12 protein-coding genes are annotated in these 18,128 nt (G+C 39.9%); 6 read left to right on the forward strand and 6 right to left on the reverse strand.

Translation table 11 applies throughout. The features are described from left to right. The first annotated feature begins 53 nt into the window (after positions 1-53). The gene (locus JWR87_RS18030) at positions 54-416 is read left to right on the forward strand and encodes a septal ring lytic transglycosylase RlpA family protein (protein ID WP_297822826.1); all 363 of its coding nucleotides are present in this window, start codon (positions 54-56) and stop codon (positions 414-416) included. Between the two features lie 16 nt (positions 417-432). On the opposite strand, the gene JWR87_RS18035 is transcribed toward JWR87_RS18030, so the two are convergent. Continuing rightward, positions 433-807, reverse strand: coding sequence for a hypothetical protein (locus tag JWR87_RS18035; protein ID WP_297822828.1), 375 nt, complete (start codon positions 805-807; stop codon positions 433-435). Positions 808-990: 183 nt separating this feature from the next. On the opposite strand from JWR87_RS18035, the gene ssb reads away from it, so the two are divergent. From ssb to JWR87_RS18050, 3 genes are all read left to right on the forward strand, one after another. After that, on the forward strand, positions 991-1,317 hold the full coding sequence (ssb, locus tag JWR87_RS18040; protein ID WP_297822831.1) for a single-stranded DNA-binding protein: 327 nt from the start codon (positions 991-993) through the stop codon (positions 1,315-1,317). A gap of 295 nt (positions 1,318-1,612) precedes the next feature. Next, the gene (locus tag JWR87_RS18045) at positions 1,613-2,350 is read left to right on the forward strand and encodes a 2-phosphosulfolactate phosphatase (protein ID WP_297822833.1); all 738 of its coding nucleotides are present in this window, start codon (positions 1,613-1,615) and stop codon (positions 2,348-2,350) included. A gap of 630 nt (positions 2,351-2,980) precedes the next feature. Continuing rightward, positions 2,981-6,736, forward strand: a complete 3,756-nt coding sequence (locus tag JWR87_RS18050; RefSeq protein WP_297822835.1) for a DEAD/DEAH box helicase — start codon at positions 2,981-2,983, stop codon at positions 6,734-6,736. 151 nt (positions 6,737-6,887) lie between these two features. On the opposite strand, the gene JWR87_RS18055 is transcribed toward JWR87_RS18050, so the two are convergent. The 4 genes from JWR87_RS18055 to JWR87_RS18070 form a co-directional block, all read right to left on the reverse strand. Next, a complete protein-coding gene (locus JWR87_RS18055) occupies positions 6,888-8,276 on the reverse strand; it encodes a peptidylprolyl isomerase (protein ID WP_297822838.1) in 1,389 nt (462 codons plus the stop codon). 151 nt (positions 8,277-8,427) lie between these two features. Further along, positions 8,428-11,715 carry a translation initiation factor IF-2 gene (gene infB, locus JWR87_RS18060; RefSeq protein ID WP_297822841.1) on the reverse strand — a complete coding sequence of 1,096 codons (3,288 nt, stop codon included), beginning with the start codon at positions 11,713-11,715 and terminating at the stop codon, positions 8,428-8,430. A 373-nt stretch (positions 11,716-12,088) separates the two neighbouring features. Further along, positions 12,089-13,336: a transcription termination factor NusA gene (gene nusA / locus JWR87_RS18065; protein ID WP_297822843.1), complete on the reverse strand. Its 1,248-nt coding sequence runs from the start codon at positions 13,334-13,336 to the stop codon at positions 12,089-12,091. A 43-nt stretch (positions 13,337-13,379) separates the two neighbouring features. Further along, on the reverse strand, positions 13,380-13,850 hold the full coding sequence (locus tag JWR87_RS18070; RefSeq protein WP_297822845.1) for a ribosome maturation factor: 471 nt from the start codon (positions 13,848-13,850) through the stop codon (positions 13,380-13,382). Between the two features lie 201 nt (positions 13,851-14,051). On the opposite strand from JWR87_RS18070, the gene JWR87_RS18075 reads away from it, so the two are divergent. Beyond that, positions 14,052-14,297 carry a hypothetical protein gene (locus JWR87_RS18075; RefSeq protein WP_297822847.1) on the forward strand — a complete coding sequence of 82 codons (246 nt, stop codon included), beginning with the start codon at positions 14,052-14,054 and terminating at the stop codon, positions 14,295-14,297. 58 nt (positions 14,298-14,355) lie between these two features. On the opposite strand, the gene cysS is transcribed toward JWR87_RS18075, so the two are convergent. Beyond that, on the reverse strand, positions 14,356-15,870 hold the full coding sequence (gene cysS / locus JWR87_RS18080) for a cysteine--tRNA ligase (protein ID WP_297822849.1): 1,515 nt from the start codon (positions 15,868-15,870) through the stop codon (positions 14,356-14,358). Between the two features lie 434 nt (positions 15,871-16,304). On the opposite strand from cysS, the gene JWR87_RS18085 reads away from it, so the two are divergent. Further along, entirely contained in the window at positions 16,305-18,110 is a 1,806-nt protein-coding gene (locus JWR87_RS18085) for a BatD family protein (protein ID WP_297822852.1), read from the forward strand. Positions 18,111-18,128 lie beyond the last annotated feature (18 nt).

Here is an 18,128-nt window from a genome sequence, read left to right on the forward strand (position 1 = left end):
CATTATTAATCCACTTTTACGTTATCGCTTTTTCATACTTCTAATTTTGCTAAATGGTGGTAAGGCTAATGGGTGCTGCTTTAATAATGCTTCTTGTTTCCTGTTCTCCTAAAATAGTAGAATCCGGAAAGGCCTCTTTTTATGCAGACAAGTTTGACGGCAGGCAAACCTCTAATGGAGAAATCTTTAAACAAAGAAAAAAGACCGCAGCACATCGTACACTTCCTTTCGGAACTAAAGTAACCGTTACAAACCTGGCAAATGGAAGAACAGTGAAAGTTCGTGTCAACGATAGAGGCCCGTTCGTAAAAGGACGGATGATTGATCTAAGTAAAAGAGCAGCTAAAAAACTCGATATGGTAAATGCCGGCGTTGCAAACGTAGAAATCAAATACAAAGGAGTACCCGTTAAATAATTTTTCTAGATAGTACTTACACTCCCAATTCCTTTCTTTTTACAATCAATACCCAGTCACCCTCCAGCAACAAGTAACCGTATTCGTAACAGAAATAGTACATGTTACCTTTTTTGTTGGTGTAGGTGTGAGTAAAATATTTGAACTGGAAACCTTTCTCCATCATTTTATGCCTTGGTATTTTAGCCATTTCCTCGGTTGCTGAAAGTGTTTCTTCCAGAATCCTACGGTTCTTTCTTAAAATATTATTGATGTTTCTGACATAGCCATTTGTGTCGCTATTGAGTTTGTTATTGTAGCTGTTTCTGCATAAGTCATCACAAAACTTCTTATCGGCTCTGCCTTTAAGCGTTTTATTGCATTCGTTGCATTTTTTTTCATTTGTTTCCATACAAACATTCCTATGTTCTAAGGCATAAATAAAACTACTATTTAATTATCCGTTTTCAAACGGTTAAAAGCAATTATATGCGGATGTAAATGAGTAATAACCTACTACCGCTTACACTGTCATTCATCTTTGTCTTGTCAAGTTATTAGGGTCTTAAATTTTAAAACTATAAAAACAAACAAGATGAAGAACAAAGTACAACTGATCGGACATCTAGGCGCAAACCCCGAGATCAAAACAATGGAAGGCGGAAGGAAACTAGCACGCATCAATATTGCTACAAATGAGACCTACACCAATGCTAAAGGCGAAAAGGTGACAGAAACCCAATGGCACAATGTGGTAGCGTGGGGGAAGACAGCTGAAATAGCAGAAAAGCTTTTCTTAAAAGGCATGGAAGTTTTGATTGATGGCAGATTAGTTAATCGAAGTTTTACAGATAAAGAGGGGAATAAAAAGTATGTAACGGAAGTGCAGGCAAATGAGTTATTGGTTTTCTCAAGAAAGTAATTGAAAAAGCGAATTGAAATTATGGTACAAGGGCCAGCACTCTTTGCAACATCGTTGTGTCACTCACTTGTACCATAATTTTTTTATTCGGCATTTTTAATACTTCAATTTTGCTTGCAGGTTAAAAAAAAGAAAGGGTGGGCGTTTTCTCATCGTATTCCGGAGCATTTACATTACATATTGGAAACCGGCGAAGAACCCAATTCCTTCTCTCCATTAAAAACAATCTACTTTCTGATGTTATTAAAAACATAGTTGAGTTCATTACACTCATATCAGTTTTATATTTGCCGATATGAATAAAAAGCCGACGCTGTTTACATCCTTATCTCCTGCCTTGCTTCACTTAACTAACCTGACAGATGCTATAGTTGTAATTATTGATGTTTTTCGTGCTACATCTACTATTTCCACTGCACTATACAATGGGGCGGAAAAGGTTATTCCCGTTGCAGCGGTGGATGATTGCAAAAGATTAGGCAGTCAAATTCCTAACGCTGTTACAGCAGGCGAACGCGAAGGCAAGGTAATCGAAGGCTTACAGTATGGTAACTCTCCTGCAGAGTATCCAAGATCATTTATCGAAGGCAAAACGCTTGTATTAACTACCACCAATGGAACTAAATTGCTCCATATGGCTTTTGCAAAAGGGTGTGCTGAAGTTGTAACCGGCTCGTTTACTAATTTGAGCGCAGTATGCGAATACCTGGTAAACGAGAACAAAAATGTGGTATTGGGCTGCTCGGGATGGAAAGACATGGTAAACCTCGAAGACACCTTATTTGCCGGTGCTGTTATTGACCGCGTAAAGGAACGTTTCATTATACATGACGACGCCAGTTTAATGGCGCAACAGATTTATAGACTGCACGAGAATAACCTCTATAAGTTTATACAAAATACAACTCACTGGCATCGGCTTGCCGCCTATGGTTTACAAAAAGATCTTCACTATTGCATTACCAATGATATTGCTAATGTTTTGCCCATTTTTAAAAACGGAGAATTGGTAGCGTACGAATATCCAAAGTAAAAATTCTAGCAGCGATCATCGGCCAATAAGGAAGCTTCAATCTTCTTCTTTTCGCCATTGCTGGCACAATTTCATCACCCATTTATGTAGCCGCAATCCTGGCTTACAACTTACCTCGTCACCATTGTAATACAATACTTGTCTCTTTTCAATTTGACAAAATACTGTTTTTGAACATCCAGATTTTAATTGCAAGGCCTGGTGAATTACTTTATAACTGCACTTTGAAATCTACTTGCATTATTATTACTGGGAGTACCCCCGAAAAGTTGATGAAGATTTGAGGATTTGATGCTTATACTAAAAAGGTAAGAATTTACTATTTACTCCTGCACTACTATGCTTTTTCCTTTCTGCGGTCAAAATACTTCCTGCCACCAAACGATGCTTCCACTCCTTAGTGTCTTCAACTGCCCCTCAATTTCCTTGCATTACTTCAATCATTAAAAGTTATTTTTCTTAACAAACATTTCATTTACACGTTTCTTTTTGATACGGGTACCTCGACGCTTTACGTTACTTTTGTGAATTGCCTTTTTTTGAACACAAAAGACGGTTGGCAGTTGCGGAACAGGAAGAATTGGTGAGAGATCGTACAGCAATTGTCAATTGAAACTACAATAACTATTCATGGCTTTACCGCACCTGATCAAACATATATATAACAACGGAACAGACGAAGTAATCCGACGGGGAAAAAAGATACACGCAATTGGTAATGTAGAACTGATGGACTACGACGACCTAATGGCTGCTGTAACTTTTAGGGTAAAAGACGACATATATTCCACCTACTATAAGGTACTAATCAATAAATTTAAAGAAGCCCCAACACTATCTCTTCGTTGTAGCTGTCCATACAATCTTGGCGAAATTTGTCGTCATGAATCTGCTGCTTTGTTTCAGTTGCAAGAGTTGCTGGATAGAAACATGCTGGATGAAAAAGATCTTTTGTACGATCAGAAGCATACGGTTGTAAAAATGAAGCAACTTGATTTAAAAATGATCCGGCTGCTAACTTCTCCTCAATCTTATACTGAAGCAGAAGAATATTTAAGAAATAATAAAGCCAACATAATTGAAGCAAAAGACGAGCGTGTAAAGGCAGAAGTTGAAAAGGATAAAGAGAAATACAAAGTCCTGATTCAAAAAAATGAAGAGAGAAACTTTGATACCAGCTGCAATTGCGATAGCGATGATAAACATCCTTTGTGTATTCATAAAACAATTGTGCTCGTGCAGTTGCTATCAAGGTATGGAGTAAGCTATTTTGACAGCATTCGCAACTGGGATAAAGAAAAAAACAAATTGCTTGAAGCGTATGGCTTTTCACTAAACGACAATTTAAAAGGCAAGTTTGAATTTGCTTATAAAGATGGAAAGCCTTTTCTACGCGTTCTTGACTCATCAATAAAGCGGATTGCCCCACCTACCATTGCCCTGCAAAAAAGACCTGAGTATGCACCTGTAGCCGACATAGAGGTTGAGGAAGAAACAGCCAAACCAGCACCGATGCAGTTGGGTCTTGTATTTATAGAAACAAGCGAGCAGTATCCATTTGTGCAGGTAGAAGGTGTACAAGGTGAACCAAACGAGGAGAGAAATGCATTTGCTAATAAATCTGAAAAGCTTGATCTTAATAAGTTTATCAATACCGAGGTTTTCAGTGATGATGACAAAATGCTGGTACAGCAATTACGAAAGTTTCAACCATCGGAGATTACCCGCTACCTTAACCGAAATTCCCCCTTTAGTGGTATTTGGGAGAATATAGTACAGCAACATAACGACGAACTGCCGGAAGAAACACGAAGACTGATTGTAGAATTTCTGCAACCACGTTTTAAGAAGCTTTTTACTGATGCCAGCCCACATTTTAGTTTCCTGTTACCTCAGCGCAAGGCATTTACTACTGCTAATCTTCAAAAAATTCATTTAAGTGAAGATCCTGCTATATTAAATTTCAATATTACCTACCATAAAGATTATTATGATGTACAATGCTTTGTTAAGCTAAATCACATCGAAGTTCCATTAACAGAAAGTGAAATAAGTTCTCCTCTTCTTTTTTTGCACAACGAAACGTTGTTCCTCTACGAAAGGCCAAACGATGTGTTGCTGGTAGAAAAATTTTTACCTCTTGGTAAAGTACGAATAGAAGAAAAAGACTGGAGTCAAAAACTGCAGGACATGGTTTTGCCACTCGCCAAAGACTACAACGTACAATTCAATAATGTTAAGCGGGAAGATATAAAGGATTTGAAGCCCGAAGTAAAGCTGATGTTGAAAGAGAAGGGAGACTACTTAATGTTTCAGCCCCTTTTTGTTTACAAAGGCTATGAAGTAAAACCATCGGATAAAGAAAAAATAATAATTCCGCAGCAAGACAAATTATTGGTTATTCAACGGAACATGGAGGATGAGAAGGCGTTGGTTAGTAAGATAGAAAGCCTTCACTCTCAGTTTATTCGTCCTGATGAATCTGATAATCTTGTATTAAAAGGCGCCGAAGTTTTAAAGAACAACTGGTTTTTTCTTTTTATAGATGCAATGAAGGAATTAGAAATTCCGGTGTTTGGATTTGAGGCACTGAAGAATTTCAGGTTTAATACTTCAAAGCCATCTACTAAAATCTACATCAGCAGCCACACAGACTGGTTCGATGCTAAAGTTGAAATATTTTTTGGTGAACAAAAGATAACGGTAGCGGATGTAAAGAAAGCGCTGGGTAACAAGCAACAGTTTGTACAGTTACAGGACGGATCTTTAGGAATTCTACCTGAAGAATGGATAAAAAAATATTCATTGCTATTTAGAATTGGCGAGGGTAAAAGCGAAAAGATGAAGCTAAGCCGTTACCATTTTAGCGTAATTGAAGAACTGTACGAGAATCGTGACGAAGAAGAATTGTTTTTTCAGCTTGAAGAACGTTACGACAAACTAAAGGAGTTTAAGAACATTGAACCGATCGAAGCACCGCAACATCTTAAATCGATATTGAGACCCTACCAGGAGTCGGGCTTTCAGTGGTTAAATTATTTGCACGAAGTGAAATGGGGAGGCATTCTTGCGGACGACATGGGCCTTGGTAAAACTATCCAGGCGCTTTCATTCATACAACATATAAAAGAGAGTAAGGGCGCTTTAAAAGCGCTGGTTGTTTGCCCAACCACTTTAATGTACAACTGGGAGAATGAAATTAAAAAGTTTACCCATTCGCTTACTTACTATATACATCACGGAGGTATTAGGGACAAAAGCCGGGTTGCAAAACCAGAGGTAGATATTATTATTACAACCTATGGAACATTAAGGAGCGATATTAAATCTTTTGTTGAGCCTGATTTTGATTATATCATTCTTGATGAAAGCCAGGCAATTAAAAACCCTTCAAGCAAAGTAACAAAAGCGGCAAGTCTTTTAAAGGCGAAAAGCCGGTTATGCTTAAGCGGTACTCCTTTGCAAAACAACACTTTTGACATTTTTGCTCAGATGAATTTTTTAAATCCAGGTATGTTAGGTACTATGGAATTTTTTAAACAGGAGTTCGCTGTTCCCATTGACAAATTCGGAGAACAAGAGCAGAAAGAGCATTTAAGAAGATTGTTGTTTCCTTTTATTTTGCGCAGAACGAAAGAACAGGTTGCGAAAGATTTGCCTGATAAAACAGAAATGATCCTGTTTTGTGAAATGGGAGATGAGCAACGTAAAATTTATGAAGCTTTCCGAAATGACTTCAGAGATAAAATTCTGGGCGTGGTTGAGAACCAGGGGATCGGCAAATCGCAATTAACTATTCTACAGGGTTTGATGAAGCTGCGCCAGATATGCGACAGCCCTGCAATAATGAAAGATGACGAACCTTTTCCTAATGTTTCAATTAAGCTGGATGAGCTGGTTAGGGAAATAACAGAGAACATAAGCGATCATAAAGCACTTATTTTTTCTCAATTTCTAGGAATGCTTGCTTTAATCAGGCAAAGGCTTGAAGAAATGGGAATCAAATATGAATATTTTGATGGCAGTACTACTGCTATTGACAGAGAAAAGGCTATACAAGGTTTTCAGAACGATGAAACCTGTCGTGTTTTTCTTATATCACTAAAAGCCGGTGGTGTAGGTCTAAACCTTACGGCAGCGGATTATGTGTATATAGTAGATCCCTGGTGGAACCCTGCAGTGGAGCAACAGGCAATTGACAGAACCCACCGTATTGGTCAAACAAAAAACATCTTTGCTTACAGAATGATTTGTAAGGATACTGTCGAAGATAAAATTTTAAAATTGCAGGAAAAGAAAAAGGCTTTAGCAGCAGACCTGATAACAGATGATGCAGGTTTTGTAAAAAATCTTACAAGAGAAGACCTTGAATATTTATTCAGCTAAGATTTAAAAGTTAAGAAAGCCGGCAATAAAAAAGATGGCGGCTTTTTTATAAACTACCTGTCTCGTTCGCATTGGGTAGAAAACCATATTAATACAAAAAAGGCCCCCTTACAAAAGGAGGCCTATAAGATGTATGTCTTCTAACTATCCATTATGGATTAGATGCTACAGAATTTCCTAACCAGTCTTTTACACTTGCACAACCCGCAAACTCTTTATCGATGGTAATGTAGTAACTTGGAATATGTGACTTGAACCATTTTTCAAGAACATCATTCTTTTTTTGCTCGATAGCACGGCCCGAAATTTTACTATAATCGTCTTTGATGTTTTCTCTATGCGGCTCCGTTCGCGTTTGAAGAAAAATAACTCTTACCGCTTTTTTACCTCTTTCATCAGCATAAGCTACAGGATTAGAATATTGTCCAGGCTTCAAATCTTTAAGTGCTAAAACCATTTCCTTATCCAATTGGTCAATGGTTACAAAGCTTGATCCATCACGACCCTGCTTTCTTCCACCACTAAATTTGCTTGACTCATCTTCACTGTACTTATTCACAGCCTCACCAAAACCCATTGTTCCCGCAATAATTCTCGATTTTATTGAATCCATTTTGGCTACAGCCTCTTTAACCTCTTCGTCAGTAACAGGAGGAATTCTGAGGATATGACGAATAACTGCATCATCACCAGCACGACTAACCATTTGAATAAGGTGTAATCCAAATTTAGATTTTACTACAGGTGATACCTGTCCTTCCTTTAATTTAAATGCGGCGGAAATGAAAGCAGGATCCCAGAACTTGTCGTTCTTGTTAATGCTATATTGACCGCCAGTTTCTTTACTGCCCGGGTCTTCTGTATAAGACTTGGCAAGTTGCTCAAACTTTTTTGTTCCATCCTCAACCTGCTTCTTCCAGTCGTTCAATTCGCGAGTTACATAACTTTCAACATCGCGGTTGGCTTTCGGATAAACAACAATTTCACTTATTTCTAATTCACTTTCGTAAAATGCAAGACTGTCTTTTGGAATCTTCTCAAAATAATCCCGCACTTCATTAGGCGTTATTTTTACATTTTCAACTATTTTATTTCGCATTTGCATGCTTAATTTCTGCTCTTTAATCGGCTCACGGAAATCTTCCTTTAATTGATAAACGCTTTTGCCAGCAACCTCTTCCAACACCTCTTTCGAGCCATATTTCATTATAAATCCACGGATCCGGTTATCCAGCTCAGCCTCGATGTCTTCCTCACTTAAGGGAAGAGAGTCTTTCTGGGCTTGTAATACCAACGCCTTTTCAATCAAAGCTCTTTCAACCAAAACGCATTCAGGATTTGGAGGCAAAGGAACACCTTCACGCTGGGCGTCAAGTATTGAATTGAAAATATCTGAACGTAATATAATTTTGTCTCCTACCTGCGCCACAATTTTATCGGCAATAACTTTTTTCGTTTGGGCAAGTGCATTGCCAGACAAAATTGCGATAGTGGCAATTACGGTAAGAGCCCTGAAAAACTTCTCTTTAGTATTATTCATAACTTTTTGTTACTCACTCAAAAATATCGAATCGGAAACTCAAAAGAGGTGATTGAATTTGTTTTAACAAAAAAAATAGCTTCGGAAATTGCTGTGCAATTTTTCACGAAGCTATTTTCTATTTTACAAATAACTAGGCACCTGTTATATACTACAACGTCCTCTTTACCTCTTCTGATTCAAATGCCTCAATAATATCTCCTGCCCGCAGGTCATTATAATTTTTAATTGTAAGACCGCACTCCATATTGTTCGCAACCTCCTTCACATCATCTTTAAAGCGCTTCAACGAACCTAGTTCTGCAGCTGCACCTTCTCCCTTAGGGTATTCAACAATACCGTCTCGAATGACACGAATTTTTGAGTTCCTGAATATCTTACCATCCAATACCAAACAACCAGCGACGGTAGCTTTATCGAATTTATAAACCTCTTTAACCTCAACATTCGCCGTAATCTTCTCCGTGAACTTAGGCTCTAACATACCTTCCATTGCACTCTTCAATTCGTCGATGGCCTGGTAGATGATTGAATAAAGCTTGATTTCAAGACCTTCATTCTCAGCAACTCTTGCTGCCTGGCTTGAAGGCCGCACGTTAAACCCTATTAGAATAGCATCAGATGCAGTAGCTAAGTTTACATCGCTTTCAGAGATCTGACCTACTCCTTTATGTACTACTCTAACTGCAATTTCTTCGGTAGAAAGTTTTTGCAATGAGTCGCTTAGAGCTTCTACAGATCCATCCACGTCACCTTTAATAATCAGGTTCAACTCTTTGAAGTTACCCAGAGCCAAACGACGTCCAATCTCATCAAGGGTAATGTGTTTTCTTGCACGTAATCCCTGCTCACGTAGTATTTGTGCACGTTTGGTCGCAATGTCTTTCGCTTCCGCTTCATCCTGGTAAACGCGAAACTTCTCACCTGCTTGTGGCGCACCGTTCAATCCTAAAACCAGAACCGGTGTTGACGGAGGTGCTTCAGTAAGTCGTTGGTTACGTTCGTTGAACATCGCCTTGATCTTTCCAAAATACTGTCCACTTACCATTATATCTCCCTGGCGAAGAGTACCACTCTGTACAAGTATGGTTGCCACATATCCACGCCCTTTATCAAGCGTTGCTTCTACAATTGTTCCGCCGGCCTCACGCTCAGGATTTGCTTTTAAATCAAGAACTTCGGCCTCGAGCAATATTTTTTCGAGCAACAAATCAACATTCTGTCCTTTTTTGGCGCTCAATTCCTGGCTTTGATATTTGCCACCCCACTCCTCTACCAATATATTCATTCCCGCAAGCTGCTCGTAAATTTTTTGCGGATTAGCTCCGTCTTTATCTATTTTATTAACAGCAAAAATCATCGGTACACTTGCTGCCTGAGAGTGGCTGATAGCCTCCCTTGTTTGTGGCATTACCGCATCGTCTGCAGCTACCACAATCACCGATATGTCGGTAACTTTTGCACCCCTTGCACGCATTGCTGTGAACGCCTCGTGACCAGGCGTATCAAGGAAGGTTATTTTTCTTCCAGAAGCCGTTTTTACCTCGTAAGCTCCAATGTGTTGGGTAATTCCTCCTGCTTCACCTGCAACCACGTTTGCACTTCTTATATAATCAAGCAACGAGGTTTTACCGTGGTCAACGTGACCCATTATTGTAACAATAGGCGCTCTTGGTACCAGGTTGTCTTCATCATCAATATCATCTTCTTCTTCCATTTCGGCTTGTGCCTCCATGTCAATAAATTCTACATCAAAGCCGAATTCCCCGGCAACCAGTTCTATTACTTCTGCATCCAAACGCTGGTTGATAGATACCATTATACCCAACCCCATACATTTACCGATCACCTCAGCAAAACTTACATCCATCAGGTTAGCTAATTCACTAACACTGATAAATTCAGTTACCAATAATTTGTTATCATCTCCATCCGGCCCTGCATTATCTGCAACACCGTCTCTTTTTGCTTTTCTGTATTTTGCTTTCAGGCTCTTTCCACGACCCGATCCACCAGCAAGTTTTGCCTGTGTTTCCCGTATTTTATCCTGAATTTCCTTTTGATCAATTTCTTTATCATCTCTGCGCTTTTCTGTAGAGCGAGGACCAAAACGATTCGCGTTCTGTCCGGCTGCTCCTGCAGGTGGGCGATTTTGTCCGCCGGGACCTCCTGGTCCTCCGCCCGGACGATTGAATCCGCCTCCCCCCTGTGGGGCGCCGCCTGGCCGGTTGTAACCACCCGAACCTCCAGCTGGTGGACGTTGAGCACCTGGCAACTCAGAAGAACGAGGACCGAAACGATTGTTTGGACCTGTGCTTTGTGTTTGACCTACGGGCTGTCCCGGTCTTGGCTGCGGGCCGCCTATGGCTTGCTCGCCTTTTACCGGAATTCGTTTGCGCTTACGCTGCTTCTCCTGTGCGGTCAGAGGTTTAGGGCGTGTATCAGATTCTACTGGTAATTGAATTTTTCCTAAAATTTTAGGACCCTCTAGTTTTTCAGCTTTAATGTTTGAAATAACAGGGGCATCAAACGCGGCAGCGGGAGCCAATGGTTGAATGGGCGATAGTTCTACCTGTTGCGGTTGAAGTTGTGGTGCTGGCGGAATGACGGGCGTAGGTACAAACGGCGTCGGTACAAAGGGTGTTGCCTGTGCAACTTGTCTTACCTGCTCATTGGGTCGCTGTTCGTCAGTAGCAGCACTCACCGCCGGTTTCTTCTCTTCAGGCTTCTTGACGTCGGCCTTTTTAGCACCTTTTTTTGGTCTTGTTGATGAGTCTATTGCAGATAAATCAATTTTGGCTACCACTTTAGGCCCTTCAAGCTCGGGGGCTTCAATTTTTAGTGATGTAGGAGAAGTGTTGTTACCAGTCGTTCCTGGCTCCTCTACCGGTACGTCTGCTGGTGCAGGTGTAATGGCAGGCTCTTCAACAGGAACAATAGCGGGTACCGGCGTAACTACTGCGACAGGTACCGGTGCAGCTGGTTGTGCTTCAGCTTTTGGCTGTTCCTCAGCAGGAGCCGAAGCTTGAGGTGCTGGTCTAATTTGTTCCTGAACCGGTGGTTGTACTTCTACAACCGGCTCTGGTACTTTTGTTTCGGCCACAGTGACGGCAACGGCAACTGGTGTTGGTGCTGGTTGTGGTGCAACTGGTTTAGGTACCTCTTTTCTATTAAAAGTAATTTCTTGTTCGTCGCGTTTTTTTCTGCTTTCCTGCTGCACACCTTTTGGTATGTCAACCAGGTCAGCTTTATTCTTTGCCACCTTATCTCCCTGGAACTGGTGCTGGAGCGAGCGGTACATATCTTCGCTAAGCTTGGCAGTAGGCTTTAGCTCATCGCGGTTAAAACCTTTGCCAACCAAAAAGTCAACAATAGTATCCTGTCCAACATTAAATTCTTTGGCAGCGGCTAATAATCTCGGTAATTTAAGTTCTAACATTCAGTTTTTTTATTTTTCGTCGGCGACATTTCTGAAAATGCACGCAAAAGTAATCCTATGGTAACATCCCAAAGCCTTTGTTTTTTTAGCGCTTTTCTTGTTATGGATGAAACTTTCTGTTCTGTTTTCTGCCTTGCGGCCTCTGCCGCTTTTTATATACCTGTTCTTTATTCAGCAAAAGTGTAAATGTAACCTTTAGGCTTTACATTTATTTAGCTACTCTTACTAAAACTATTTGAATTTTCGATAGAATGAATAATGTGTCGATGATTAAAAGCCGATGCCTTTAGCTGCGTAAAAAAAGGAAGATGAACGGAGCGTCGCAACGATGTTTCTAAGTGTTGCCCTGTCCGTTACCAAACATCTTACCTAGTTATTCTTTCTCAAACTCCTGCTTTAATACGCCGCGAATTTCATCTATTGTCTCTTTCTCAAGGTCCGTACGACGTTCTAATTCTTCTGGCGTCAATTCCAACACGCTGCGGGCAGTATCACAACCTATACGCTTAAGTTCGTCTATAATCCATGCTTCAATTTCATCGCTGAATTCTTCAAGATCAATGTCAAACTCTTCTACATCACCTTCATTGTCACGGTAAACGTCTATCTCGAAACCAGTTAATTCACAGGCCAATTTTATATTAACACCCCGTCGGCCAATAGCCAAAGAAACCTGGTCGGGCTTCAGGTAAACACTCGCGTGTTTTGTTTCCTGATCTATATCCATGCTGGTTATTTTAGCCGGAGTAAGAGACCTTTGAATTAAAAGATTAATATTATTCGTCCAGTTAATTACGTCGATGTTTTCATTTTTAAGCTCCCGAACAATGCCATGAATACGGCTTCCTTTCATACCTACGCAAGCACCGACAGGATCTATTCTGTCGTCAAAACTTTCCACTGCTACCTTGGCTCTCTCACCAGGATCCCGAACGATTTTTCGAACAACAATCAGGCCATCGAAGATCTCAGGAACTTCAATTTCAAGCAATTTAGAAAGGAATTTGGGGCTGGTTCGGCTTAAAATAATAACGGGGGTATTGTTTTTCAAGTCCACTCTTTCCACGACTGCTCGAATACTTTCGCCTTTCTTAAAAAAGTCACTTGGAATCTGCTCGGACTTTGGAAGAATTAATTCACTTCCATCTTCATCGAGCAACAGCACCTCTTTTTTCCAGACCTGGTAAACCTCGGCGCTAATAATCTCACCTATGCGCTCACCATATTTTTTAACCAATACATTTTTCTTCAAGTCGCTAATACGGCTAGCCAGGGTTTGCTTGGCAGCGAGTATAGCACGGCGACCAAAGTCGTAAATATTTACTTCCTCATACAGCTCCTCGCCAACTTCAAAGTCGGGTTCAATTTTAGTGGCGTCGCTGTAGGCAATCTCAGCAAGTGGATCCATTACCTCTCCATCGTCGACGATTACCCGACGACGAATAATTTCAAGGTCTCCTTTTTCTGCGTTTACGATTACATCAAAGTTTTCGTCGCTTGTAAACTTCTTACGCAACAAGGTTTTAAACACGTCCTCTACCACTTTCATAAGGGTAGGGCGGTCAATATTTTCAGCGTCCTTAAACTCCTGGAATGCCTCAATGAGATTTATACTTGCCATAATTTATGAATTGAATTACACGGTTCTTTAACAGCGTTATTTTCTAAAATTCAACCTGAACAATCGTTTTATTAATATTATCAAAAGGAATGAGAAATTGATTTGTCTCAGTTTTTTTCCCTTTTCCTGTGATTTGTTCTAACAACAAATCCGTTTCGGTTACCTCCAGCAACTTGCCCTCTTTTTCGGTCTCGTCGTTAAAAACGATTAGCACTTTTCGCCCGATATTTTTTACGAACTGCCGATGCGTTTTTAAAGGCTCGTCTACCCCAGGTGAAGAAATTTCAAGGGAAAAATTGCCATCAGGGAAAAGCGCTTTTTCTTCAATTTGAGCGTACAGTTTCCGATTGTAGCGGACACACTTTTCGATAGACATTCCCAGATCGCTGTCTATAAAAATCTTGATATTATTAGTTGGTCTCACTTTAATGGAAACCAAAAAGTCTTCAGGTTGTGCTGCAAGAAGGTCATTTAGCATGCCCTCCACTTCTGCAATAATTGTTTCGTTAGCCATGTAAAAAAGAGGAAGGGAACGATTTTCGTTCCCTTCAGTTGTTCATTTCTGTAGCAAATGTATGTAAAAGGCTATATATAATCCAAATGCACTTGTATTTAATGTCCTTTTAATGCTCTCTTTTGCGTTAACCTTTTGCAAAAAACAGAAAAGTGCCTTTTTTTAATTATTGGTAATATTCACTAACACTACCTTCGTTAAATGATACTAATACGCATTCTTTTTTGGTTTATTGTATTTTATTCGATTTTTAAGCTACTTATCCGTGTTGTGTTACCTCTTTTAATAAAAAATACATTACAATCGAAGATTAAGAACATGCAGCAGAACATGGGAGAATTCGAAAATAAGAATCAATATACAAGTACCAACTCTCAGTCCTTTACTAAAAAAGAAACAACTACACCCCGCAGTGGTGACTATATAGATTTTGAAGAGGTTAAGTAAGCCGAGGTTTAAATGGCTGCAGCTTTCTCACAAATCATACTTCTTTTGGCAGATTAGTTTAAACAAAGGAATAACTAATGTTTCCATCCTTCTCGTCCTTTAAAGCAATTCCCAACTCCATTAATTGCTTTCGGATAGTATCTGAAGTGACATAATCTTTTTTTGATTTTGCTTGCTTACGCAATTCAATAAGAACCTGCAATACTCCTTCTAGTTTGGTGTAATCACCCTGCAGTTCGCTTTTCAACCCAAATATATCTTCAACGAAAAGCTTCATCTTCAACTGAATTTGGTTGAAGGTCTCGCGCTGCAGAGCTGATGGCAAAATATGTTTGTCTTTTATTGAGTTGATGACAGGGACTATCTCGAACATATTGGCCAGAACTTTTGCTGTATTCAGGTCATCATCCATAAATTCTTCAAACTGCGAAAGCAGCGTTAATACTTTAGCATCAAGTTCTTTATCGGTAGATTCTTTATCGAATTGACATTCGGCTAGATTCATTTTCTGCAAAGCTTCATGTGCTTCCCAAAGTCTTCTAAGACCCTTTTCTGCAGCCTGCAGGGCTTCATTGCCAAAATCTAAAGTGCTGCGATAATGGGTCTGCAAAATAAAAAACCTGACAGTCATTGGGCTGTAAGCTTGTTCTAAAGCCGGATGATTACCACTAAACAGCTCGGTAAGCTTTATAACATTGTTGTAGCTTTTACCCATCTTCTTACCGTTGATGGTAATCATGTTATTATGGATCCAATAGCGGGCAGCCATTTTATCGTTGCAAACGGCACTCTGTGCGATTTCGCACTCATGATGTGGAAACTGAAGATCCATCCCTCCACCGTGAATGTCGAATTGATCACCTAAATATTTCGAACTCATTGCAGAACATTCAATGTGCCATCCGGGAAACCCTTCGCCCCATGGACTTGCCCAACGCATAATATGTTCGGGCGGCGCCTTCTTCCAAAGGGCAAAGTCCTGCTTGTTTCTTTTCTCTTCCTGGTTATCGAGATCGCGGGTGGTATCAAGTTGATCGTCTAAAACACGACCACTTAGCATACCATAAGGAAGTCCTTTTTTCGAAAAATCAGTATTGTATTTTTCTACATTAAAATAAACACTTCCATTCGCTTCATAGGCGTATCCATCTTTAATGATTTTTTCAATCATTACAATTTGCTCAACAATATGACCCGTTGCAGTAGGTTCAATACTTGGTTCTATTGTATTGAATTGCTTCATTGCCCAATGGAATAAATTGGTGTACTTCTGAACCAACTCCATTGGTTCCAACTTTTCGAGCACTGCTTTTTTGCTGATCTTATCCTCAGCCTCCCGCCCTTCTTCTTCGAAGTGTCCGGCATCAGTAATGTTTCGTACATATCTTACTTTGTAGCCGAGGTATTGCAGGTAACGATAAACAATATCAAAGGTGATGTAGGGTCTTGCATGACCAAGATGACTTTCGCCGCTTACTGTTGGTCCGCACACATACATACCAACAAGACCAGGAGTAATTGACTTAAATTCTTCTTTTTGGCGGGTTAAAGTATTATACACTTTAAGTGACATGCTATTGCTAATTAATTAAACTAAAGTTTTGGAAAAATAGGCACAAAGGTAACCGAACTGCTTAGCAGCAGCAAGAAACAAAAAGAAGATTATTTATAGTCCGGAGTTTGAATATTGTACTATAAGACGTAGAGAGATTTTTAAGATGCAGCTAAGGGTGCACATAGGAGAACGAGTATTTCAGGAGCATTTCTATAATATTTCGGTAGCGAGAAATTGTCGGGGGTAACCAGTATTATGTGCATCTGCAATAATTAAAGGAAGATAAAAAATTGTGAGAAAAGCTGCCACCGGAAATGCGGTACAAGTGAGTGACACAACAATGTTTAATTTGAAAAACTGTAGCTCGTAACCGTAAATTACTTTTTAACTACGGGTTAACCGGTTATTACAGTTTTCATTTAAACGAAACGCTACTTTTGCTCTAACCATTTATGCAAGTATTGAAAAGAAATTTATTTATAATTCTGCTGCTAATAGTTCAAAGCTCTTTTGCGCAATCTTTCATTACCAGAGCCTCGGCGACAAGCATTGGTAAAAACGACGTTGTACAAATTGAATATATAGCGCAAGATGTTGCTGTAGATCAATTTGTACTTCCCAGATTTAATAAATGGAATGTGGTTTCGGGTCCGAATGTAAGCAGTAGTACCACCCAGATCGGAAATGTTACTAAGCAACAGGTTTCTTATTCGGTGATGTTGCAACCTACTAAACCAGGAACATTTTTAATACCAGGGGCTACAGCACTTATAAACAACAAGCCACAAAGAAGCAATGGCGTAACTATAGTTGTAAGAAATGTTGACCATTTACAAGGAAGCCGACCTCCCGCTCAAACTTCCCCGTCGGGCTCAGTCTTAGACCAACTACCTTTTCAAGACCAGGTGCCGGCCAACCAATACCTTCAGAAAGGAGAAAAGGCAATAGATAAAATAAGAAATAATATTATAGTAAGGCTCGAAGTAAACAAACATAGTTGTTACGTGGGCGAACCGATACTAGCTACCTATAAGCTATGTACAAGATTGCGGTCAAAATCTAAAGTGGTGAAACAGCCACAATTTAGTGGGTGTACCGTAATTGAACTGACCAGCGAACAGCAGGACGCCCATATAGAAAGAATTAACGGGGTTGAATACAATGTTTTTGTTATCAGGAAAGTTCAGTTATTTCCATTGGAAGCTGGCAAGCTTGAACTGCCTTCGACCAGTGTAGAAAATAAGGTAACTTTTTACGATGCAAGCGATAAAAATTACAGGGATTTATATTACGGTGCGCCATCACTTCCGGTGGAGGAGCAATTGGTGACTTTGCAGAATAAGACAGATTTTATTGATGTAAAGCCATTACCACCGTTGCCTACTGTTGGCAGCTCAGAATTTAGTAATGCTGTCGGAAACTTTAATGTCTCGCTCTCAGTTGGAGAAGACGGAATAACTACCAACAATACAAATCATTTATCTTTTACTGTGCAGGGCACAGGAAATCTGCAACAGGTAAAAGCGCCTTCAATACAATGGCCAAAAGGAATTGAAAGTTTTGAGGCTACCGAACTGGTTGAAGATGATAAAACAGCTTTTCCTGTAAAAACCAGAAAAACGTTTTCCATTCCTTTTGTTGTGGGTAAGAAAGGCGACTATACAATACCCGCAGTCCAGTTTACTTACTTTGATCCTGCTGCCAATAGGTACGTTACCAGAACGACTTCTGGTCTTCTTTTGCGTGTTGCCCATGGAGTAAAGACTTATACAGGTATTTCAAAAAAAACGGAAACGACCGATACTTTTGGGTTTGATGCGCGCTTGTTCATATTATTAGGAGCTGGCTTATTGGCTGTTGTAATTGGTCTTGTCTGGTTTAACCGACGACCAAAAATGCCACTGCAACCTGTTGCAAAAGTGCCTGTACCGGTTCAACAGCCTGTAGAAATAAAACAACCAGAATCAGCAGAATACCTATTTAAAATACGGGAACTTCAACCTGAAGCAGACAGTTCATCTTTTTACAAATTACTGTGTAAACACCTCCATTCTTATTTAAATAGCAAGTTTAATATTGAAGCAGGTCAATTGCCTTCTTATATTGAACAACATCCGGAAAGCGGTGCCGAGTTGCAGCTGCTTAAAGAATTACTTGAGGATTGCCGCCTGGGCATGTACACCCCTGTTTATTCTGTGGAAGAAGCCATGCAACACCGATTGCTTGCAATTGAAGTCTTATGCAGGCTGGAAAAATAATGTCGATGGTGGAAAGAA

Origin of the sequence: Segetibacter sp. (assembly GCF_025963695.1) — a bacterium.
In the GTDB taxonomy this organism is placed as follows: domain Bacteria; phylum Bacteroidota; class Bacteroidia; order Chitinophagales; family Chitinophagaceae; genus Segetibacter.